Origin of the sequence: Reyranella sp., assembly GCF_965229815.1 — a bacterium.
Classification (GTDB): Bacteria; Pseudomonadota; Alphaproteobacteria; order Reyranellales; family Reyranellaceae; genus Reyranella.
Genome location: NZ_CBDDJN010000006.1, coordinates 485,562 through 507,201, shown reverse-complemented (window position 1 = coordinate 507,201; position 21,640 = coordinate 485,562). Strand labels below are relative to the sequence as shown.

Sequence of the window (21,640 nt, the reverse complement as noted above, 5' to 3'; positions counted from 1 at the left end):
AACGACCCGGCCGGTCTGGCCACTCACGGTCGCGACCTGGGCGAAGCCGAAGGGGCGGCTGTCGAAGACGCCCACTGGAACATGCACCTCCCTCACGGCGTCTCCTTCGCGATCGCCTCCGGCGGGATCGGGCCGTCGGGGCGCAGGAACGTCTTCAGCTGCTCGTAGGGCACGGTGAGCGTGAACGGACCGCCCTCGTACTGGTTGAAGGAAAGTTCCAGCCGGTCGTCGAGGAAGATGTAGCGGCCGGTGTCCTTCAGCATGTCGGCGAGCTTGGGCACCTTGAGGTCGGCGCGCGCCAGCCGCGCCAGCTCGCGCAGCCAGGCGTCGCCCGGCTTGAAGACGTCGGCGGGCAGCACCGCGGCGCCGGTGCGCAGGTCGACCAGCGTACCGCTCATGCCGATCGTGCTGTGCGTGCCCCCGGTATAGCTCTCCCACACGAGGGCGACGGAGATCGTCCAGTCGCTGGGACGATAGAGCGTGAAGGCCTGCTCGTATCGCCATTCGGGGGGAGTTCCGCCACCATTGTCGGCATCGGGCCCCGGCACGACGCGGGCAACCGCCTGGGCCGTCGCCGTCGCGAGCTTGCGATTGACGGCGGTGAAATCGGCCTGCGTTCCGTCGAACTGCGGGTAGCTGGCGTCTATGCCGTAGGGAATGCCCCGCGCCTCGCCCGACCGGACGATCGCCTGCTCGCTGACGAACGGATAGTCGCCGTCGGCCAACAGGACCAACAGCGCGGCACGATCGCGATCGCGCCCCATGAGGCAATCCTCGACATCCGCCGGTTCGCCGACGCAGGCCCGTTCGCGGTTCGCCAGCCATCGCGCCTGGTCGGCGGCCAGATGCTCGCGCGCCGCGCCGCCCAGCTTGCGCCGGAGCGCGGCATAGGACGCCGACACGGCACGGTCCGCCGCCAGCAGCTCGGCATTGCCGCAGATCGCGCGCTCGACCGGCGTCGCCGCGCGGGCGCAATCGAGCCCCGTCTGGGCACCGGCTCCGCCCGCGCCGCCCAGCGCCAGCAGGGCCGCGAGGGTGCAGGTCCTAGCGGCGGATCGGGCCATCGGCGCGCAGCAGCGGCTTCAGCCGCTGGTAGGGAACGTCGACCTCGAAGGGGCCCGACACGTAGGGTCCGACCTCGTAGGCATTGAAGATCAGCTCCAGCCGGTCGGCGCGCCAGCAATAATGCTCGGGCTCCTTGAGCAGCTTGGCGAGGTTCCTGGGCTCGAGGGCGTCCTCGAAGCCGGGCTTCTGCTTGAACTGCTTCTCGAGATCGCGGGCGACGATCTCGCTCATGGCGCTGAGCCATTGCGGACCGTCCGAGAACACGCCCTCGGGTCCGACGGCCGCGCCGGTCCGCAGGTCGACCAGCGTGCAGACGGTGGCGCCGTAGCCGTGCGCGCCCCCCGTGAACCCGTAGTATTGCCACACGACGGTCATGGCGTCGGCATCCGGCCGGGCGAGCGTGTAGCTCTGCTCGTACGTCCATTCCTGCTCGCGGGAATCGTCGGGACCCGATTCGGGCGTGGCGTCGGCCGCCGCCTTCCTGGAGGCGTCGGCAAAGCCCGCGTTGAGCGCCGAAAAGTCGGCATTGGCGCCATCGAACCTCGGATAGGCGATGTCGTAGGACCAGGTGATCTTGCCAACCTTGCCCTTGTTGGCCAGCCGCTCGGTGCTGATCGCCGGCGTGGGTCCGACCGAAAGCGCGCGCAGCGTGCCGAGCCGGCCGGCATATTGCTCCTTGAGACAGTAGGCGACGGCATCGGCCTCGCCCGTGCAGCGACGGTTGCGCTCGATGATCCAGCGGACCTGGTCCTTCTCGAGCTGTTCCTTGCCCGCGGCCGTGAGCTTCGCCGAGAGCGCGGCGTAGGCGGCGGCCAGATCCCGATCGGCCTTCGCCAGCGCGGGATCGCGACAGACCGCCCGCTCGACGGCGTTCGAGGCCTTGCTGCAATCGAAGCTCGGTCCGCCTTGCGCCAGCGCAGGACCGGCAAGAAACATGGCGACGGCAAACACGATGGGTCTCACGCGCGCCTCCAGGCCTTGAGCCTGCGCACCGCCTCTTCCATCTCGGCGGTCGAGCCGGCGAAGGATAGGCGCAGCGTGCCCGCCCCGCGAGAGCGATCGAAGTCCACGCCCGGGGTCGCCGCGACGCCGGCTTCGGCCAGCATGCGCCGGCAGAAGTCGCGGCTGTCGTTGGTGAGATGGGCGACGTCGCAATAGAGGTAGAACGCCCCCTCGGCCGGAGCGAAGCGGTCGAAGCCGGCAGCCGGCAGGCTGGCCAGCAGCAGGTCACGGTTGGCGCGGTAGCGGCGGACATGGCCGTCGAGTTCCTCGCGGCAGTCGAAGGCCGCCAGCGCCGCATGCTGGCTGAGCGTCGGCACGGAAATGAAGAAGTTCTGCGCCAGACGCTCGATCGGCCGCACGAGGTCGGGCGGCACGACCAGCCAGCCGACCCGCCATCCCGTCATGGAGAAATACTTCGAGAAGCTGTTGACGACGATCGCGGTGTCGGACACCTCGACCGCCGACACCGTGTCTCCTTCGTAGACGATGCCGTGATAGATCTCGTCGGAGATCAGGCGCACGCCGTTCTGCGTGCACCAGTCGGCCAGCGCCTTCATCTCGCCATGGCCCACCATGGTGCCGGTCGGATTGGAGGGGCTGGCCACGATCAGCCCGTCGAGGCGGCCGGCCTTCCGGAGCGCCTCGACCGTCGGCTGGAACCGGTCGGCTGCCGAGGTCGGCAGGTCGACGGCCTCGAGATTGAGCGCCGCCAGGATGTTGCGATAGGCCGGATAGCCGGGGGCCGCGAGCGCCACGCGATCGCCGGCATCGAAGCTCGCCAGGAAGGCCAGCGGAAAGCCGCCCGAGGAGCCGGTGGTCACGATCACCCGTTCGGCCGCGACGTCGGCGCCGTACTCTTCCCGGTAGTGTCGCGCGATGCGCTCGCGCAGGGCCGGCAGGCCGAGCGCCGCGACATAGCCGATGCGGTCGGCGTCGAGGGCAGCGTGGGCCGCGGCGAGCGCGCCGCGGGGCGCCGGCGTGCTCGGCTGTCCCACTTCGAGATGGATCACCGTGTCGCCCGCCGCTTCCTTCTCGGCCGCCGCCGCCATGACGTCCATGACGATGAACGGATCGACGGCGCCGCCGCGCCGCGAGAGCTTGCCCGACATGGGCTAGCGGTCGGACGCGATGAGGGCCAGCCCGGCACCGGTCGGGTCGATGGCGGCGCGACAGGCGGCGCTGTCGCTGCGCAGGCCGTTCGGGCAGACGAGGGCGTTGACCCAGCCGCCCCGTCCGCCGCGGGCCGACAGCACGTTGGCGAGCGGCTGGTCGTCCTCGACCGTCGCGCGGGCCACCGAGCCGGTCGCCTGCGCGGCCGTCGGCGCGCCACCGCCGGCGCCGGCGAAGGTGAACTCGCCATTGTGCGGGTTGGCGACGATCAGCGGGCTCACCGAGCCCGCCTCGGGAGTCGGCGCGCCCAGCATCACGCCGAGCCCGGGGACGACGGCGCGTGCACCGAACAACTGGCCCATAGACAGGGCGCAGGCGGTCGCTCCGGCCTTGGCATCGACCGCGACGAAGCCCGAAAACCCGTTGGAGCTGGTCGGCGTCGGGCCGGCCGGCTGCTGGCCCTTCCAGCCGGCCACCGCGAGGGCCCCGGCGGCGGGCGGCGGCGCGACGTAGACGCGGCGACGGCCATAGGTCTCGGTGGTCGGCGCGCTGGCCTGTGGGACGGCGTTGCGCAGCGCCTCCACCGGCAGGCTGCCGCCGATGGCCGAGATCTGTTCCGACAGCGTCCGGGCAAGCCGGCCCTGGAAGAACTCGCCGCCACCGCGCTGGCGGATCGAGCCAAGCGTGCCCGCCAGTTCGGGCTGCACGAGCGTGCTGCCTTCCCGCAGGCTGCCGAACAGCCGCTGCGCCTCGCGATCGGCGCTCAGGAAGGACGCGCCCGCCAGCAGGTCGCGCCCCAGCGCGTGCGAGACCGGTACGCCGAACCGCGCCAGGCGCTCGGCCGGCGCCACCGTCTGCTCCCAGCGAAGCTGGCCGTGCCGCACGTGCATCAGCGTGATCGCCCGCACCCCCGACGGCACGGCGAACGGCTGGCCATGGACCGAGCCCGGCGCCGCGATCGGCGGGAACACGAAGGCCTCGGCGGTCTTCGACTTTTCGTCGTGCACGATACAGGCCCCCGAGGCGCCGAGCCCGGCGGCCGACGGCAGGGTGACGGCGGTCGCGAAGTACATGGCGACCGCGGCATCGGTCGCGTTGCCGCCCGCCTGGAGGATGTCGCGGCCAACCTCGGCCGCCCGGCTCTCGCCGGCGGACACGGCGGCGAAGCCGGCCTGTGTACGGATCAGATTCGAGAGGCCGGCACGGTTGGGCGCCCGGCCCGCCGGATTGGCGGCGTTGGCCGTGCGGTCGCTCTCGCGGTCCGTCTCACTTCTGCCACATGCTGCCAGCAAGAACAGCCCCGCCAGGGCCAGGCTGCGCAATTGACGCGACCGCCTGGCGTTCTTAGCCTGCCCAGAGACCGTGCTGCCCGTGTTTCGACGCATCATCACCCTCTTCTCTCTCGCCCTCGTCGCGCTGGCGCCGCTTGGTGCCGCGCGCGCGCAGCAAGGTCAACGACTCAATCTGATCCGCGACGCCGAGATCGAGAACACCATCCGCACCTTCGCCGTGCCGATCTGGCGGGCCGCGGGACTCGATCCCAATGCCGTCGAGATCATGATCGTCCAAGACAACGCGCTCAACGCCTTCGTGGCGGGCGGCCAGCGGATCTTCATCAACACCGGCCTGATCATGCGGACCGAGACGCCGAACCAGCTGGTCGGCGTGCTGGCGCACGAAAGCGGCCATATCGCCGGCGGCCACCTCGCGCGCATGCAGGAAGAGCTGCGCAACCTGTCGACGCTGCAGATCCTGGAAGCGTTGCTGGGCGCGGGTGCAATGGCCGGCGGCGCCGTCTCCGGCAGCTCGGTGGGCCGTGGCGGCCCGACGACGGGCATCGGCGGGCCGCGTGCGCCCGGCTCCCTCCTGTCGTTCCTGCACTACACGCAGACCCAGGAAAGCTCGGCCGACCAGGCCGCGATGACCTACCTGCAGCGCACCGGCCAGTCGCCCAAGGGCACCATCGAGTTCCTGAACCAGCTGCAGCGGGAGGAGCGGCTGCAGATCAACCGCCGCGATCCCTACCTCACCACCCACCCGCTCACGCCCGAGCGCATCTCGGCCTTCGAGCAGGCAGCGGCGCGCTCGCCCTACGTCAACAAGCCCGACACGCCGCAGGCGCTCGACCTGCATCACCGCATGGTGGCCAAGCTGATGGGCTTCGTTGCTCCCGACATGGCGCTGCAGCGCTTCCGCGAGGCCGACCGCTCGGTGCCCGCCCGCTACGCCCGGGCGATCGCCTGGTACCGCAAGGGGGCGCTGGGCTCGGCCCTGCTGACCATCGACGGGCTGCTCAAGGAGTATCCCAACGACCCGTATTTCAACGAGGTCCGCGGCCAGATGCTGTTCGAGAACGGCCGGGTCGCCGAGGCCGTCACCTACTATCGGCGCGCCGTGCAGCTCCTTCCCTCCTCCGGCCTGCTCAAGATCGATTTTGCCCGCACGCTGATCGAGTCGAACAATCCGGCCAATGACCGCGAGGCGGTGCGAAATCTCGAGCTGGCCGCGCAACAGGGCGAAAGCGATTCCTTCGAGCTGTGGCGGCTGATGGCGGCCGGCTACTCGAAGCTCAACAATCCCGGCATGACGTCGCTCGCCCGTGCCGAGATGGCCGTCGTCCGTGGCCAGCGCGCCGAAGCGCAGTCCCATGCCGACGCCGCGACACGCCAGCTCCAGCCGAATACGCCGGCATGGCAGCGGGCCCAGGACATCAAGGCATACATCAACACGCGGCCCGCGGGCCGCCGCTAATTCCGGAGTTCATCCATGCGCGCCGTCCTCCTCGTTCTCTGCGGCGGCCTCGTGCTCGCCGGCCTGCTCGCGGCGGCCGGCACGCGGGCGCCTCTCGCCGTCGCCCAGGACGGTCCGGCCCCGACCGGCGACAAGGCCACCCTGGGGCGCGACATCCGCGCCTACCTGATGGCCAATCCCGAAGTCCTGGTCGAGGCCATGCAGGAGCTCGAGCGCAAGCAGGACAGCCAGCGCGATGCGGTCGCCCAGAAGGGCGTGCAGGAGAACCAGGCTGAGCTCTATGGCGATCCGGAAAGCCCCGTGGCGGGCAACCCCGACGGCGACGTCACCATCGTGGAGTTCAGCGACTACCAGTGCCCCTACTGCAAGCGTGCCCACCAGGCGATGAAGTCGGTGGTCGGCGCCGACGGCAAGGTCAAGGTGATCTACAAGGACCTGCCGATCCTGGGCGAAGCCTCGCGCATCGCCGCCCTTGCCGCCCTGGCGTCGGCGAAGCAGGGCAAGCACAAGGCGATGCACGACGCGCTGATGGAGTATTCCGGCAAGCTCGACCGCGCCAAGATCCTCGAGATCGCCGCATCGGTCGGCCTCGACCAGGCAAGGCTCGAGAAGGACATGGAAGATCCGGCGCTCAAGAAGCTCATCGACCGCAACCTCGCGCTGGCGAGCGCGCTCGGCGTCCGCGGCACGCCGGCGTTCGTGGTCGGCAAGCAGTTCGTCCCGGGCGCCGTCGACGCCGCGACCCTGAAGCAGCTCATCGCCGACGCCCGCAAGGGCCAGGGCTGAGAACCGCGCGCCGGTCTGCCCGCCCGGTCAGCGACCGAGCGTGGCGGACAGGCCGAGAAGCGAGACGAAATCGGCGCCGGGCCGGCCCAGCCTCTCCATGCTCTCGAAGGTGAGCGGCGGCTGGGGCTTGGCGTCGATCACCAGCGTGCCGCCCTGCTCGATGAACCTCGCGACGGTGTCCATCAGCTGGGTCATCGCCTGTGAGATCAGCACGCCCGTGGGCTGGTAGCGACGGATCTCGCGCGCGAGGTTGGCCCGCGCCGTCGCCAGCGGCTGGCCCGTGGCGGTGGCCAGCGCCCGCAATCCCCGCTCGAGCAGGCTCCTGTCGACCACGGCCAGCTGCGCCATGCCGAGCGCCGCCGTCGAATCGGCCAGGGACAGCATGCTTCCGGTGTCGGTGGCCTCCCAGAAGGCCGCGTCGGCATCGACGATCCGGCCCGACAGCTTGATCTCGCCGAGGCCGGGGCCGACCAGCTCGCAGGGGCCGAGGGTGGCTTCGCCGCTGCCGCGGTCCTCGCCGAAGTTGCAATCGAAGTCCGCCCTCACTTCCTTCAGACCCATCGTCTGCAGGGCCAGACGCACCTTGAGCGCCTCCAGGCCGCGGAGCGGCGGCGCCAGCACGAAGCCCTCGACGCGAAGGCGGGTGCGCCGGATCTTGTCGCTCTCGCGTGTGGTGGCGAAGTTCGCGCCGCCCAAGGCGATGCCGTAGGTCTCGAGCGTCTGGCCACTGAATCCGGTGGCGCTCGCATTGTCCGCCGTCACCCGGCCGACCGGCGCGCCCGGCACCCAGTCCTCCGCCGACAGGGCGGCGATCGTGCGGGTGAGGTCGACGTCACCGGCCTTGATCTCGGCCACGCGATAGAGCGGCGCCCGACCGTCCCGGGCCGTCGCCTCGAGCGCGGTGACCGAGACGGCGGCGATCCGGCCGCGGTCGTATCCGTCGACGACAACAGACCCCACGCCGACCGTGTCGCCGGTGGGCAGGGTGAAGACGGCGTTCCTTTCCTCGAGGCGTCGCACGGTAAGGGCCCCCATCGCCCGCGCCATCTGTACGGCCGGGCGGAAGTAACCCTCCGGCACGCCGAGGGCGTCGAAGCGCGCGAGATCGAAGCCGTCGATCTTGACGAGCTCGATGCTCCAGTCGGCTTGCCCCGAGGACTCGACGACGCGGACGTTCGCCATCTCGACCTGCTCGGCGCGGAGCGGATCGCCGAGCTGGAAGCCGTCGAGCGGCGTGTGGCCGCGCAGCAGTTCGTCGAGCGGCCATGCCAGCCCCGAGGCTTCCCAGCGTGCGACGGTGAGCGTCGTACCCCTGTTGGATGACGAGAGGTTCGACAGGCGGACGCGCCGATCGAAGAGACCGACCTCGACCTCCTCCACCTTGGTCGTGCCGTTGCGCTCGAGGCCGCGCTTGATCTCGGCCGCGGCCTGGCGCTCGAGGAACGGGACCGCCGCGACCGCCGCGGCGGCCAGCACCACGACGATGGCGAGGGCGACGACGATCTTCCTCATGGTTCGGCATCCGGCTGGCGCGACGGCTCGGCGGCGGCGAAGGCCGGGTGCGCCATGCAGGCGGCATGGATGCGCCGGATGGTCGGGAACCGCTCCATGTCCACCTTGAAGCGGCAGGCGTTGAAGACCTGCGGCGCGAGGCAGAGATCGGCCATGGTCGGCTGGTCGCCGTGGCTGAAGGCTCCCGTCCTGGGGTCGTCCTTGACCGTGGCCTCGTAGGCCTCGAAGCCGGTCTCGATCCAGTGTCGCGACCAGGCGAAGGCGCTTTCCTCGGTCTGCCCGAACTTCTGCCGCAGGTAGGACATGACCCGAAGGTTCTGGATCGGATGGATGTCGGCGGCGCAGATCAGCGCCAGCGCGCGCACCCGCGCCCGGTCCGCGGGAACCTTCGGCAGGATCGGCGGCTCGGGATGGGTCTCCTCGAGGTATTCGAGGATGGCCATGGACTGGGTGAGGACCTCACCCGAATCGAGCACGAGCGCCGGCACCAGCTTCTGCGGGTTCAGCGCCACGTAGTCGGCGGAGAACTGCTCGCCCTTCCGCAGATGCCGCGACGCGTGCTCCACCGCGAGCCCCTTGAGGTTGAGGGCGATGCGTACGCGGAACGCCGCCGAGGAGCGAAAGTACCCGATGAGCTTCATGAAAGCCTCCGCAGCGACCTTAGCACGGCTCAGCGGGGCGGCGCGTAGCGAACGACCTTCTGATCGATGGCGCCGAAGATCGACCGGCCGTCGTCGTCGAGCATCTCGATCCGGATGCGGTCGCCGAACGACATGAAGGGCGTCACCGGCTTGCCGCCCTCGATCGTCTCGCGCACCCGCCGCTCGGCGATGCAGGAGCAGCCGACGCCGGCATCGCGGTTCGCGACCGTTCCGGAGCCGACGACGGTCCCGGCCTCGAGATGCCGCGTCGTCGCGGCATGCGCGATGAGCTGGCCGAAGTCGAAGGTCAGGTCCGTGGCGGCATTGGGATGGCCGAACTCCTTGCCGTTGAGCGTCGAGATCAGCGGCCGGTCGAGGCGGGCGCCGTCCCAGGCCTTGCCGAGCTCGTCGGGCGTCACCGCCACCGGCGCGAAGGCGGTGGCGGGCTTGCCGTGGAAGAAGCCGAAACCCTTCGCCAGCTCGCCGACGATGACGTTGCGCAGCGATACGTCGTTCAGGATGGTGACCAGCCGGATGTGGCCGCGCGCGGCCTCGGGCGTGATGCCCATCGGGACATCGTCGACGATGACGCCGATCTCGCCTTCGAAGTCGATGCCGTGCGCCTCGTCCACCGCCTCGATGTCGTCGTTGGGTCCGATGAACGAATCAGACCCGCCCTGGTACATCAGCGGATCGGTCCAGAAGGACGGCGGCATCTCCACGCCGCGCGCCCTGCGCACCAGCTCGACGTGGACGACGTAGGCCGAGCCGTCGGCCCACTGGTAGGCGCGCGGCAGCGGCGCCGCCAGCGCCCTCGTGTCGAGATCGAAGGCCCCCGCCGCCTTGCCCTCCTCCAGCTCGCCGGCCAGGGCGCGCAGCCGCGGCGCAGCCGCCGGCCAGTCCTCCAGCGCCGTCTGCAGGGTCGGCGCGACCCCGGCCGCGCGCACCGCGCGCTTCACCGCGCGGTCGACCACGATCAGCGTGCCGTCGCGGCCGCCTTCCTTCAGTGAAGCGAGTTTCATTGGTTCCTTCCCTTACAGAGCCACATGCCTCTCATGTTCCTCTCCCCCGCTAGGGGGAGAGGAACATGAAAGAGAAGCAGGCGAGGAGTGCGGAGCCCTTGCCGCCCTACTCCGCCGCCTGCTTGAGGTCGGGCGCGCGCCACGACTTCACGTAGCCCTCGAACTCGACGCCGGCCGGCATGGCGGCGATGTCGACAGCGTCGCGCGTGTCGATCATGACGGCGACCTCGTCGGTCTCGGTCTTGCCGCCCTTTGTCGCGGCGTTGAACGCCTTGGGATGCGGACCGTGGGTGAAGCCGGACGGATGCACCGTCATCATGCCGGGATGGATGTTGTCGCGGCTGAAGAAGCTGCCCCGGTGATAGAAGATCACTTCCTCGAAATCGTCGTTGTTGTGGAAGAACGGCAGACGCAGCGCCTCGGGATCGCTCTCCAGCGGGCGCGGCACGAAGGTGCAGACCACGAAGCGGCCGGTCACGAAGGTCGAATGGGCCGAGGGCGGCAGGTGGAACCGGTGGCTCATCAGCGGCCGCAGGTCGCGCCAGTTGATCCGCACGACGCTGAGGTCGCCGTGCCATCCCACCGCGTCGAGCGGATTGAACGGATAGGTCACGGTCGAGAGCTGGTTGCGGCGCTTCACGGAGACTTTCCACGGCCGCTCGTCCTGTTGGGCGCGGAAGGCGTCGTCGATGACGGGCGCGTCCAGCATCGCCGGGTCGAAGATGGCGTGGCGGCCGACCAGCCCCTTGTCGGGCAGCGTGAAATGGTCGTTGGTCGCCTCGATCATGAGGATCATCGTGGGCTTCGCCGGTTCCAGGCGCCACATCGTGCCGCGCGGGATGACGAGGTAGTCGCCGTCGCGATAGTCGAGATGGCCGTAGTCGCAGTAGAGCGCGCCCTCGCCCTCGTGGACGAACAGGATCTGGTCGCCGTCGCTGTTGCGCGCCAGATCGGACATCGCCCGGTCGAGCTTCCAGACGCGCATCTGGATGTGCGGGTTGCTCATCACCAGCTCGGACGTCCAGGGATTGCCGGTCGCCGTCGCGAGCTTGTTCATGTCGAAGGCGCGCGGCCGGATCGCCCCGTCGAACTCCACCCAGTCGGTCGGCTTGTGCCTGTGATGGAACTGCGCGGAGGGGCCGAAGAAACCCTCCTTGCTGATCTCGCGCTCGTAGGTGCCCTCGGGCAGCCGGACGTGCGCCTGGCGCGAGGCCGTTCCCTCGACCTGGCGCAGTGGAATCCAGTTCCTCGCCATCGTTTCCTCCTGCTTCCTATGCCTTCAGCACGCCGCGGCGGATCTGGTCGAGCTCGATCGATTCGAACAGGGCGCGGAAGTTGCCCTCGCCGAAGCCCTCGTTGCCGCGGCGCTGGATGATCTCGAAGAAGATCGGGCCGATCACCGTCTGGGTGAAGATCTGCAGCAGGAGCCCGCCGCCCTTGGTCGGGGCGCCGTCGATCAGGATGCGGTCGGCGGCGAGCCGGTCGAGATCCTCGCCATGGCCCGGCAGGCGCGCATCGATCTGCTCGTAGTAGGTGTCGGGCACGGTCTGGAACGGCACGCCCTTGCCCTTCAGCGTCTCCACGGTCTCGTAGATGTCGTCGGTGCCGAGCGCGATGTGCTGGATGCCCTCGCCGTGATAGGCCGACAGATATTCCTGGATCTGCGACTTGTCGTCGGTGCTCTCGTTGATCGGGATGCGGATCTTGCCGCACGGGCTGGTCATCGCCTTCGACTTGAGGCCGGTGAGCTTGCCCTCGATGTCGAAGTAGCGGATCTCGCGGAAATTGAAGAGGCGCTCGTAGAACTCGGCCCATTCCGCCATGCGCCCGCGATGGACGTTGTGCGTCAGGTGATCGATGTAGGTGAGGCCGACGCCCTTCGGGTGGCGCTCGACGCCGGGCAGGTACTCGAAGTCGACGTCGTAGATCGTGCCGCGCTCGCCGTAGCGGTCGACCAGGTAGATCAGCGAATCGCCGATCCCCTTGATCGCCGGGATGTTGAGCTCCATCGGCCCGACCTTGCCCTCGACGCCCCAGGCGCCCAGCGACTGCGCCCGCTTGTAGGCGTAGGCGGAGTTGCGGACGCGCAGCGCGATGGCGCAGATCGACGGGCCGTGCACCCGCGCGAAGCCCTGGGCGAAGCTGTCCTTCTCGGCATTGACGATGAAGTTCACGTCGCCCTGGCGATAGAGCGAGACGTCCTTGGAGCGGTGCTTGGCGACCTTCACGAAGCCCATGCTCTCGAACAGCGCGCCGAGCGCCGCCGGATCGGGCGCGGCGTACTCGACGAACTCGAAGCCGTCGGTCCCCATCGGATTGATCTCTTCGATCTCGGCGGATTGCATGACGCTGGCCATGTCGACCTCCCGAACGGACCCTGCGGGTCGAATTGACCCAAGCGGGTAATTAGTTTCATATGTAACTATCATGCCGAAGGCCGCGCAAGCCCTCGAACTGGAGAATTTTCTCCCGTACCGCCTGTCCGTGCTGGCCCAGCTCGTTTCACAGGCCCTGCACGATCGCTATGCCGAGACCTTCGGCCTGTCGGTCACGCAGTGGCGGGTCATGGCGGCGCTGGGCCGGTATGCGCCGCTCACCGCCTCGGATGTGGGGCAGCGCATCGCCATGGACAAGGTGGCCGTGAGCCGGGCCGTCGCCGGGCTCGAGGAGCGCGGCCTCGTCGAGCGGGCGACCGATCGCACCGACCGGCGGCGCGCCTCGCTGCGGCTGAGCGCCCGCGGGCAGGCCATGTATGCCCGCATCGTGCCGCTGGCCCTCGACTACGAGGGCCGCCTGGCCGAGGCCCTGTCGGACGAGGACCGGCGCAGCCTCGATGCCGCGATCGACCGCCTGATGGCCCGCGCCCGGACGCTGCGGCAGCCCCCCTGAGGCGGCTTTGCGCGCGCCTTGTGGCGCGAAGTCGCCATGCTATAACGCCCGCTCTGTCAGGCGAGGGAGAACCAGATTTGGCCGCAAAGGCCGCCCGCCCCGCACCCGCGCAAAAGCCGGTGCTGGTGCTCAACGGGCCCAATCTCAACATGCTCGGCAAGCGGCAGCCGGAAATCTATGGAAGCGAGACACTGGCCGACATCGAGAAGGCCTGCCGCGCCGAAGCCCTGCGCCTGGGGATAAATGTCGAATTCGCGCAGAGCAACCACGAGGGCGTGCTGGTCGATCGCATCCAGGCCGCGCGCGACGGCAATGCCGGGATCGTCATCAACGCCGGCGCCTATACCCATACGTCGGTGGCGATCCTCGACGCCCTGAACGCGGCCGAGCTGCCCGTCGTCGAGGTGCACCTTTCCAACATCTACAAGCGCGAGAGCTTCCGCCATCATTCCTACATCAGCCCGGCGGCAGTCGGCGTGATCGCCGGCCTCGGCAGCCAGGGCTATCTCCTGGCGCTGCAGGCGCTGTCGCGCCTCCTGAAACGCTGACATCAATCGGGGCTTCCGTTCATGGCAAAATTCGAGATGGATACCGAGTTCGTCCGCAAGCTGGCTCAGATCCTCCACGAGACCGACCTCGGGGAGATCGAGTTGGCCGAGGGCGACAGGCGCATCCGCGTGGCGCGCCCCGCCGTGACGGTGGCGGCCCCGGCAGCGATGGCCGCGGCGGCTCCCCCGCCGGCGGCGGCAGCGACCGCCGCCGCGCCCGCATCCGGCGACGTCGCCAAGCATCCCGGCGCGGTCACCTCGCCCATGGTGGGCACCGCCTACCTCGCTCCGGAACCCGGCAAGCCCGCCTTCGTGTCGATCGGCGACAAGGTGGCGGCCGGCCAGACGCTTCTGATCATCGAGGCGATGAAGACCTTCAATCCCATCAAGGCGCCCAAGGCGGGCACGGTGGCCCAGATCCTGGTCGACAATGCCCAGCCGGTGGAGTTCGGCGAGCCGCTGATGATCGTCGAATAGGGCCTCGCGCGGATGTTCGACAAGGTCCTGATCGCCAACCGGGGCGAGATCGCACTGCGCATCCATCGCGCCTGCCGCGAGATGGGCATCGAGACCGTGGCCGTCCATTCGACGGCCGACAGCGACGCCATGCACGTCCGCCTGGCCGACGAATCGGTCTGCATCGGACCGCCGCCGGCACGCGACAGCTACCTCAACATTCCCGCCATCCTGTCGGCGGCGACCATCGCCGGCGCCGATGCCATCCACCCCGGCTACGGCTTCCTGTCCGAGAACGCGCGGTTCGCCGAGGCGGTAGAGGCGCATGGCTTCACCTTCATCGGCCCGACGCCGCAGCACATCAGCATGATGGGCGACAAGATCGTCGCCAAGCAGACCGCCAAGGAGCTGGGCCTGCCGCTGGTGCCGGGCTCGCCCGGCCCGGTCGGCTCCCTGGAAGAGGTGCAGGCGCTTGGCGTTTCGATCGGCTGGCCGGTCCTGATCAAGGCCGTCGCCGGCGGCGGCGGCCGCGGCATGAAGGTGGTGAACGACGAAGAGTCCGCCGCCGAGGCATTCTCGCTGGCGCGCGCCGAGGCCAAGGCGGCATTCGGCAACGACTCCGTCTACGTCGAGAAGTATCTCGGCCGGCCGCGCCACATCGAGATCCAGGTGCTGGGCGACGGCAAGGGCGGCGGCATCCATCTCGGCGAACGCGATTGCTCCCTGCAGCGCCGGCACCAGAAGGTGCTCGAGGAAGCCCCCTCGCCCGCGCTCAATCCCGAACAGCGCCGCCGCATCGGCGAGCTCGCCGCCGCCGCGGTGCGGACGCTCAAGTACCGCGGCGCCGGCACCCTGGAATTCCTGTTCCAGGACGGCGAATTCTACTTCATCGAGATGAACACGCGCCTGCAGGTCGAGCATCCCATCACCGAGGCGGTGACCGGGATCGACCTGGTGCGCGAGCAGATCCGCATCGCCGCCGGTGGCGAGCTCGGCCTCCGCCAAGAGGACATCAAGATCCAGGGCCACGCCATCGAATGCCGCATCAATGCGGAGAATCCCGAGACCTTCACGCCCAGTCCCGGCCGCATCGCCGACTACCACCCTCCCGGCGGCCTCGGCGTGCGGGTCGATTCCGGTCTCTACACCGGCTATTCGATCCCGCCCTACTACGATTCGATGGTCGCCAAGCTGATCGTCAATGGCACCAGCCGCAACGAGTGCCTGATGCGGCTGCGCCGTTCGCTGGAGGAATTCGTGATCGGTGGCATCGACACCACGATACCGCTCCACCAGCGCATCATCGGCGAACAGGCCTTCATCGACGGCGACTACGACATCCACTGGCTGGAGAAGCTGGTCGGCCTGAAGAAGTAGGCGGGCATGCGGCGCGCGTATCCTTCGATTTCCTCCCCGCGCATCGCGCGGGAAGGTGCGCGCGAAGCGAAGAGGGCGGCCGCGAACGCCGATCCAGGCCATGCCCCTTCCGCCCCTGCGGGGGCCCTCCCCGGCCGGGCCGGGGTCGCATGAGTCATGGAAATAACGCCTGAACTCCTGCTGCAAGCTTACCGAATCGGCGTGTTCCCCATGGGCGAGCGCCGCGACGATCCCAAGCTCTACTGGCTCGATCCCCGGCTGCGGGCCATCCTGCCGCTCGACGGCTTTCACCTGCCGCAGCGACTGCGACGCACCGTTCGCTCGAATCGCTTCGAGGTCAGCGCCGACACCTCCTTCGCCGAGATCGTGCGCGCCTGCGCCGAGCCGAGGCCCGGCCATCCGGAGAGCTGGATCAACGAGCCCATCGTCGCGCTCTACTCGGAACTGCACCGGCGCGGCCACGCGCACAGCGTCGAATGCCGCCGCGACGGAGACCTGGTCGGCGGCCTCTACGGCGTATCGGTTGGAGCCGCCTTCTTCGGCGAGAGCATGTTCAGCCGCGAGCGCGATGCCTCGAAGGTGGCGCTGGTCCACCTGATGGCGCGGCTGATCCGCGGCGGCTTCCGCCTGCTCGACTGCCAGTTCATGACCGAGCATCTGCGCTCGTTCGGTGCGATCGAGGTGCCGCGCGACGAGTTCCGCCGACTGCTGGCCGATGCGATCGACCGTCCGGCCTCGTTTCAGCGCGAGCTGGGCGGCTCGGATCCCTGTGCCATCGTGCAGGAGAGCACGCGCACGTCGTAGACGCCGTGGTCGAGCGCCGACAGCGAGGGCGTCGAGGCGAACATCCAGCCGGCGAACAGCTTCTCCTCGGCCTGGCCCGGCTTGTTGTCGACGATGGTGAGGTAGGCGACCGATTCCGGCGGCGCCTCGGGCACGTTGACCAGGCAGTCGCCGACCGTGATCGAGAGAGTACCGAACTGGGTCTTCTCGCCGACCGGCGCATAGAACCGCCGGGTCCGCGCCGTCACCTTGTCCAGTCCCTGAAGCTCGGCGACGCGCCGTCCCGGCCCGTCGGGAACCGGCCTCAGATTGGAGTTGGCGCCGGGCGGCGGGGGCGGCGGCTTCTGCTGCTGCCCCTGGGCCCAGGCCGCGCCCGCGACGGCCAGCAGGGCCGTGGCGAGCGATGCGATCGACAGTCTCACTTCTTGCCGGTGTGTGGTGCGTCGAGCGCTTCGATCAGCTCGTGCAGGGCGGCCTTTATCTGGTCGGCATCGCATCCCATCAGGACTCCGTCCTCCAGCGCGTCGGCGCAGAGGCTCTCGATTTCCTGGATGTTCTGGTTGAGCACTTTGATCTTTTCGAGGCAGGACACCGGCTTGCCGTCGGGTTGCCGCCACACCGGGGGCGCCTTGGGGGAGCGGGCGGTCATCACTTCGACCCCGTGCCGCCGAACATGAACTTGGCGATCAGCTCCGCCAGCGGCACCGCCCCCTGGGTCTTCTCGATGTCGCCACCGGGGGCGATCATCTTGGTGTCGCCACCGGGCTCGAGCACGACGACCATGCCGCCCAGCAGCGACTCGCCCACGATCTTGGCGAAGGTGTCGATCGGCAGCCCGACATTGGCCGATACCATCATGCGCACCACTGCCTGATAGGTCTTGCGATCGAGGTCGAAGCCCGTGACCGTTCCGACCTTGACCCCGCTCAGGGTGACGTCGGCACCGCGCTTCAGCCCGTCGATGCGGTCGAAGCGCGCGACCACCTCGTAGCCGGCGGGACCGCCGCGATCGGACTTCGAGAAGGCATAGAAGACGAAGACGGCGGCGACCGCCAGCACGAGCGCGCCGACGATCGTCTCGACGATGTTGCGACCCACGAGACCTCTCCTAGCCCGGGCGCCAGGCCTCGTACGGCGGCTTGGGCTTGTCGCCGATCATCAACGTGTGGCCAGGCGGGCGATAGGCAGCCGCCGTGCCGGTGAGGTTGGGAAGATGCTCCTTCTCCCACGGCTGGCGCACGGGGCCGCCCGCCAGCGGCACCATGTCGGTCGTGTAGTGCAGCCAGCCGTGCCACTCCGGCGGCACGCGCGAGGCCTCCACGGGACCATTGTACATCACCCAGCGCTTGCGCCGGCGGCCAGCCACGACGCGCTTGTCCTGGAAATAGCGATTGCCCTCGGCATCCGTGCCGACGAGTTCGCCGCGCATCTTTGTGAAGAGCCAGGTGCCGATCGTCATGAAGATAACCACGCTGCGGGAGTCACCGCGCCGCTTGTACGCGCGCGCTCGACGACGCGCAACGCGACGCGCTCGCTGCCGGATTTCATGTCGATCAAGGCCATTCAACTCTCCTGATTCACGATGTGTTGCTCTCTTGCATCATCTAGTGCCATCAACAGGGCAGTCCACAAAATATAGTTGCGCACACAAGATTTTGTAATTTACTATCACTCGGTGCCCACATGTGCGTGTTCGACGGGATAGATCGAACACATCCCGCACAGGGTCGAACGACGGGAACGGGCACGGGGGATCGTCGATGCGTCTTGAGCGTCGGTATACGGAGGCAGGAACGTCGCCATTCGAAGGAGTGGCGTTTCGTGCCGTCGATTCCGAGATCCGCAATCCCGACGGTTCGGTCGTCTTCAGCATGAAGGGCATCGACGTGCCGGCCGACTGGTCGCAGGTCGCCGCCGACGTCCTCGCCCAGAAGTATTTCCGCCGCGCCGGTGTTCCGGCCCGCCTGACGCGCGTCGCCGAAGCCGACGTGCCGGAGTGGCTGTGGCGCTCGGCGCCCGACGCCGACGCACTCGCCGCGCTCCCCGAAGCCGAGCGCTTCGGCGGCGAGCGCAGTGCCCGCCAGGTCTTCCATCGCATGGCCGGCGCGTGGACCTACTGGGGCTGGAAGGGCGGCTACTTCGACAGCGAGGACGACGCCCGCGCCTTCTACGACGAGCATTGCCACATGCTGGCGGCGCAGATCTGCGCGCCGAACTCGCCGCAGTGGTTCAACACCGGCCTGCACTGGGCCTATGGCATCGACGGACCGGGCCAAGGCCACTGGTTCGTCGACCATCGCGACGGCGAGTCCCGGCCCTCCTCCTCCGCCTACGAGCGGCCGCAGCCGCATGCCTGCTTCATCCAGAGCGTCGCCGACGATCTCGTGGGCGACGGCGGCATCATGGACCTCTGGGTGCGCGAAGCCCGGCTGTTCAAGTACGGGTCGGGGACCGGCTCCAACTTCTCCAGCCTGCGCGGCGACGGCGAGCGCCTGTCCGGCGGCGGCCGGTCGTCGGGCCTGATGTCCTTCCTCAAGATCGGCGATCGCGCCGCGGGCGCCATCAAGTCGGGCGGCACCACGCGCCGCGCCGCCAAGATGGTGTGCGTCGACGTCGACCATCCCGACATCGAGGAATTCGTCGCCTGGAAGATGCTCGAGGAGCAGAAGGTGGCGGCCCTCGTCGCCGGCTCGCGCCTCGCCAACCGCCACCTCAACGCGGTGATGCAGGCCTGCCTCGAAAGCGACGCCGAAGGCGACGCAGCCTTCGACCCGCGCCAGAACCAGCGCCTGCGCCGCGAGATCGTCGCCGCCCGCCGGGCCGAGCTGCCGGAGAACTACATCCAGCGGGTGATCCAGTTCGCCCGCCAGGGCTACGGGCACATCGAGTTCCCCGCCTTCGACACCGACTGGCAGTCGGCGGCCTATCTCACCGTCTCGGGCCAGAACGCCAACAACTCAGTGCGGGTCACCGATTCCTTCCTGCGCGCGGTCGAGGCCGACCGGGAATGGGCACTGACCGAGCGCACCACCGGACGGGTCTCGAGGACCGTCAGCGCGCGCGGCCTGTGGGAGGCCATCGCCGAGGCGGCATGGCATTCCGCCGATCCCGGCGTGCAGTACGACACGACGATCAACGACTGGCACACCTGCCCCGAGTCGGGACGCATCAATGCGTCGAACCCGTGCTCCGAGTACATGTTCCTCGACGACACGGCCTGCAATCTCGCGTCGCTCAACCTGATGCGGTTCCGCCGGGCCGACGGATCGGTCGACATCGCGGCCTTCGAGCATGCGACGCGCCTGTGGACAGTCGTGCTCGAGATCTCGGTGATGATGGCGCAGTATCCCTCGCGCCGGATCGCCGAGCTCTCCTACCGGTACCGCACCCTGGGCCTGGGCTACGCCAACCTCGGCGCGCTGCTGATGTCGTCGGGCCTGGGCTACGACAGCCGCGCCGGCCGGGCGATCGCCGGCGGGCTCACGGCGATCATGACCGGCATCGCCTATGCCACGTCGGCCGAGATGGCCGGCCTGATGGGCGCCTTCCCGGGTCATGCCGCCAATAGCGACGCCATGCTGCGGGTGATCCGCAACCATCGCCGGGCTGCCCGAGGCGAGACGGCAGGCTACGAGAGCCTGTCGATCGCGCCCCAGCCGCTCGACGTCGCGGCCTGCCCGCCCGCTCTCGCGGCGGCGGCACGGGAGGCGTGGGACAAGGCGCTGGCGCTGGGCACCGAGCACGGTTTCCGCAATGCGCAGGTCTCGGTGATCGCGCCGACCGGCACGATCGGCCTCGTGATGGACTGCGACACGACCGGCATCGAGCCCGACTTCGCGCTGGTCAAGTTCAAGAAGCTGGCGGGCGGCGGCCATTTCAAGATCATCAACCGCACGGTGCCGCTGGCGCTTGCCACGCTGGGCTACGATGACGAGGCGATCGAGCGCATCGTCTCGCATGCCGTTGGTCACGGATCCCTGGCGGGCGCGCCGGCGATCAATCCCGAGACCCTTGCGGCGCGCGGCTTCGACGCCGCGACGCTCGCACGGGTCGAGAAGGCCCTCGCCACCGCCTTCGACATCCGCTTCGCCTTCTCCCGCTACACGCTCGGTGACACGTTCTGCCGCGACGTCCTCGGCCTCGACGACGAGGCGCTCGCCGATCCGCGCCTCGACGTGCTGACGCGGCTCGGCTTCTCGAAGGGCGACATCGCCGCGGCCAACGCGCATGCGTGCGGGACGATGAGCATCGAAGGCGCACACGACCTCGCGCCGAAGCATCTCGCGGTGTTCGATTGCGCAAATCCCTGTGGACGGGATGGGACGCGCTGCTTGTCTGCGGAAAGTCACATCCGCATGATGGCTGCAGCTCAACCTTTCGTTTCAGGCGCGATCTCCAAGACCATCAACATGCCGAACGCCGCCACGGTCGAGGATTGCCGCGAGGCCTACGAACTCTCGTGGAAGCTGGGTCTGAAGGCCAATGCGCTCTATCGCGACGGCTCGAAACTGTCGCAGCCGCTGTCGGCCATGGTGCTGGGCGACGAGGCGGCGAACGACGATCTCGCGGAACTCGCGCCGGCAGCCCGCGCGCCGATCATCGCCGAGCGGATCGTGGAACGCATCGTCGAGCGCGAAGTTCGCGCCGGGCGCGAACGCCTGCCGCAGCGCCGCAAGGGCTACACCCAGAAGGCGATCGTCGGCGGTCACAAGGTCTATCTGCGAACCGGCGAGTACGAGGACGGTCGCGTCGGCGAGATCTTCGTCGACATGCACAAGGAGGGGGCTGCCTTCCGCAGCCTGATGAACAACTTCGCCATCGCGATCTCGATCGGCCTGCAGTACGGCGTGCCGCTCGAGGAGTTCGTCGAAGCCTACACGTTCACCCGCTTCGACCCCTCCGGCCTGGTCGAAGGCAACGACGCCATCAAGATGTCGACCTCGGTGCTCGACTACATCTTCCGCGAGCTCGCGATCTCCTATCTCGGCCGCGGCGACCTCGCCCATGTCGAGCAGTCGGACCTGCGGCCCGACAGCGTCGGTCGCGGCCAGCTCGAAGGCGCGCTCCCGGCGCCCGGAACCGATGCCGCCCAGGCCGCTGCGCTGGCGGTCAACCGGATCGCCAGCGTCGGCTATGTGCGCAGCAACCTCTATGTCCTGAACGGCCTGACCGCCGGCAATGTCGCGATCGCCCAGGAGGCGATGGACGCCGGCACGAGGCCCACCGAACTGCTGGACGGTTCAACCGTCGCCCGGGCGCCTCGCGCCCAGGCGGCCGTCCACAGTGTCGCGCTCGGAGAGGCATCCTCCTCCGCCCTCGGCGTCGCCCTCGAGGCGAAGCTCAAGGGTTTCGAAGGGGATGCCTGTCCGGAATGCGGCAACTTCACCATGGTCCGCAACGGAACGTGCCTCAAGTGCACGACCTGCGGCGGCACCACCGGCTGCAGTTGAGCATGCGCGGCAAGCGTCCCTGCGTACCCCGGGGTTCCCGCGGTTGGGTGCCTCAAAGCTAACCATAGGAGACAGTCATGGCTGCTAAGAAGAAGGCTGCTAAGAAGAAGGCTGCTAAGAAGAAGAAGCAGTAAAAAGGAAAGGGCGTAGGCCAAAGCTGAACTTTGGCCCCTCTAACCGAACGCCTTTCGGCTTCCGCGTGGGTGCCCTCATGGCCCCACCGGAAGCCACCTTCCAACGAAATGCTC

Annotated in this window: 21 protein-coding genes; 8 read left to right on the top strand and 13 right to left on the bottom strand. The window is 68.8% G+C overall.

The genetic code is table 11. From position 1 onward, the window contains the following. Nucleotides 1-92: 92 nt before the first annotated feature. The 4 genes from ACO073_RS13745 to ACO073_RS13730 are packed head-to-tail and all read right to left on the bottom strand — an operon-like array spanning nucleotide 93 to nucleotide 4,499. A complete protein-coding gene (locus ACO073_RS13745; RefSeq protein WP_421998028.1) occupies nucleotides 93-1,064 on the bottom strand; it encodes a lysozyme inhibitor LprI family protein in 972 nt (323 codons plus the stop codon). After that, nucleotides 1,045-2,028, bottom strand: coding sequence for a DUF3298 domain-containing protein (locus ACO073_RS13740; protein WP_421998027.1), 984 nt, complete (start codon nucleotides 2,026-2,028; stop codon nucleotides 1,045-1,047). The genes ACO073_RS13745 and ACO073_RS13740 overlap by 20 nt, the downstream gene beginning before the upstream one ends. Beyond that, complete coding sequence (locus ACO073_RS13735; protein WP_421998025.1) at nucleotides 2,025-3,176, bottom strand: pyridoxal phosphate-dependent aminotransferase; 1,152 nt, start codon at nucleotides 3,174-3,176, stop codon at nucleotides 2,025-2,027. Before ACO073_RS13735 ends, ACO073_RS13740 begins: the two co-directional genes overlap by 4 nt. A gap of 3 nt (nucleotides 3,177-3,179) precedes the next feature. Next, nucleotides 3,180-4,499, bottom strand: coding sequence for a gamma-glutamyltransferase (locus ACO073_RS13730; protein WP_421998023.1), 1,320 nt, complete (start codon nucleotides 4,497-4,499; stop codon nucleotides 3,180-3,182). Nucleotides 4,500-4,548: 49 nt separating this feature from the next. Here ACO073_RS13730 and ACO073_RS13725 point away from each other — a divergent pair, with 49 nt between their 5' ends. Together ACO073_RS13725 and ACO073_RS13720 are read left to right on the top strand one after the other, a co-directional pair. Further along, complete coding sequence (locus ACO073_RS13725; RefSeq protein ID WP_421998022.1) at nucleotides 4,549-5,928, top strand: M48 family metalloprotease; 1,380 nt, start codon at nucleotides 4,549-4,551, stop codon at nucleotides 5,926-5,928. A 15-nt stretch (nucleotides 5,929-5,943) separates the two neighbouring features. Further along, entirely contained in the window at nucleotides 5,944-6,714 is a 771-nt protein-coding gene (locus ACO073_RS13720; RefSeq protein WP_421998021.1) for a DsbA family protein, read from the top strand. A gap of 27 nt (nucleotides 6,715-6,741) precedes the next feature. Here ACO073_RS13720 and ACO073_RS13715 read toward each other — a convergent pair whose 3' ends face one another. The 5 genes from ACO073_RS13715 to hppD form a co-directional block, all read right to left on the bottom strand. Continuing rightward, nucleotides 6,742-8,226, bottom strand: a complete 1,485-nt coding sequence (locus ACO073_RS13715; protein ID WP_421998020.1) for a hypothetical protein — start codon at nucleotides 8,224-8,226, stop codon at nucleotides 6,742-6,744. Then, the gene (gene maiA, locus ACO073_RS13710) at nucleotides 8,223-8,867 is read right to left on the bottom strand and encodes a maleylacetoacetate isomerase (protein ID WP_421998019.1); all 645 of its coding nucleotides are present in this window, start codon (nucleotides 8,865-8,867) and stop codon (nucleotides 8,223-8,225) included. Before maiA ends, ACO073_RS13715 begins: the two co-directional genes overlap by 4 nt. Before the next feature lie 29 nt (nucleotides 8,868-8,896). Beyond that, a complete protein-coding gene (locus ACO073_RS13705) occupies nucleotides 8,897-9,889 on the bottom strand; it encodes a fumarylacetoacetate hydrolase family protein (protein ID WP_421998018.1) in 993 nt (330 codons plus the stop codon). Between the two features lie 106 nt (nucleotides 9,890-9,995). Continuing rightward, nucleotides 9,996-11,144 carry a homogentisate 1,2-dioxygenase gene (locus tag ACO073_RS13700; protein WP_421998016.1) on the bottom strand — a complete coding sequence of 383 codons (1,149 nt, stop codon included), beginning with the start codon at nucleotides 11,142-11,144 and terminating at the stop codon, nucleotides 9,996-9,998. A gap of 16 nt (nucleotides 11,145-11,160) precedes the next feature. Further along, nucleotides 11,161-12,246 (bottom strand): 4-hydroxyphenylpyruvate dioxygenase, encoded by a 1,086-nt coding sequence (hppD, locus tag ACO073_RS13695; protein WP_421998015.1) that lies wholly within the window; start codon nucleotides 12,244-12,246, stop codon nucleotides 11,161-11,163. A 70-nt stretch (nucleotides 12,247-12,316) separates the two neighbouring features. Between hppD and ACO073_RS13690 the strand changes: the two genes are divergently transcribed. From ACO073_RS13690 to aat, 5 genes are all read left to right on the top strand, one after another. Then, on the top strand, nucleotides 12,317-12,778 hold the full coding sequence (locus ACO073_RS13690) for a MarR family winged helix-turn-helix transcriptional regulator (RefSeq protein ID WP_421998014.1): 462 nt from the start codon (nucleotides 12,317-12,319) through the stop codon (nucleotides 12,776-12,778). A gap of 77 nt (nucleotides 12,779-12,855) precedes the next feature. Further along, nucleotides 12,856-13,326, top strand: a complete 471-nt coding sequence (gene aroQ, locus ACO073_RS13685) for a type II 3-dehydroquinate dehydratase (RefSeq protein ID WP_421998013.1) — start codon at nucleotides 12,856-12,858, stop codon at nucleotides 13,324-13,326. Nucleotides 13,327-13,347: 21 nt separating this feature from the next. Next, on the top strand, nucleotides 13,348-13,803 hold the full coding sequence (gene accB / locus ACO073_RS13680) for an acetyl-CoA carboxylase biotin carboxyl carrier protein (protein WP_421998012.1): 456 nt from the start codon (nucleotides 13,348-13,350) through the stop codon (nucleotides 13,801-13,803). A gap of 12 nt (nucleotides 13,804-13,815) precedes the next feature. Beyond that, nucleotides 13,816-15,159, top strand: a complete 1,344-nt coding sequence (gene accC / locus ACO073_RS13675; RefSeq protein WP_421998011.1) for an acetyl-CoA carboxylase biotin carboxylase subunit — start codon at nucleotides 13,816-13,818, stop codon at nucleotides 15,157-15,159. 156 nt (nucleotides 15,160-15,315) lie between these two features. After that, nucleotides 15,316-15,963 (top strand): leucyl/phenylalanyl-tRNA--protein transferase, encoded by a 648-nt coding sequence (gene aat / locus ACO073_RS13670; protein ID WP_421998010.1) that lies wholly within the window; start codon nucleotides 15,316-15,318, stop codon nucleotides 15,961-15,963. Here the strand turns inward: aat and ACO073_RS13665 are convergent. From ACO073_RS13665 to ACO073_RS13650, 4 genes are read right to left on the bottom strand one after another with little or no spacing between them, the layout of a single operon-like run. Beyond that, complete coding sequence (locus ACO073_RS13665; protein ID WP_421998008.1) at nucleotides 15,900-16,364, bottom strand: DUF2155 domain-containing protein; 465 nt, start codon at nucleotides 16,362-16,364, stop codon at nucleotides 15,900-15,902. The genes aat and ACO073_RS13665 overlap by 64 nt on opposite strands. Then, nucleotides 16,361-16,591 (bottom strand): hypothetical protein, encoded by a 231-nt coding sequence (locus ACO073_RS13660; RefSeq protein ID WP_421998007.1) that lies wholly within the window; start codon nucleotides 16,589-16,591, stop codon nucleotides 16,361-16,363. Before ACO073_RS13660 ends, ACO073_RS13665 begins: the two co-directional genes overlap by 4 nt. Beyond that, on the bottom strand, nucleotides 16,591-17,040 hold the full coding sequence (gene mlaD, locus ACO073_RS13655) for an outer membrane lipid asymmetry maintenance protein MlaD (RefSeq protein ID WP_421998006.1): 450 nt from the start codon (nucleotides 17,038-17,040) through the stop codon (nucleotides 16,591-16,593). Before mlaD ends, ACO073_RS13660 begins: the two co-directional genes overlap by 1 nt. Before the next feature lie 10 nt (nucleotides 17,041-17,050). Further along, a complete protein-coding gene (locus ACO073_RS13650; RefSeq protein WP_421998005.1) occupies nucleotides 17,051-17,401 on the bottom strand; it encodes an NADH:ubiquinone oxidoreductase subunit NDUFA12 in 351 nt (116 codons plus the stop codon). Between the two features lie 301 nt (nucleotides 17,402-17,702). Here ACO073_RS13650 and ACO073_RS13645 point away from each other — a divergent pair, with 301 nt between their 5' ends. Then, nucleotides 17,703-21,392 (top strand): vitamin B12-dependent ribonucleotide reductase, encoded by a 3,690-nt coding sequence (locus ACO073_RS13645; RefSeq protein WP_421998003.1) that lies wholly within the window; start codon nucleotides 17,703-17,705, stop codon nucleotides 21,390-21,392. The last annotated feature ends 248 nt before the right edge of the window (nucleotides 21,393-21,640 follow it).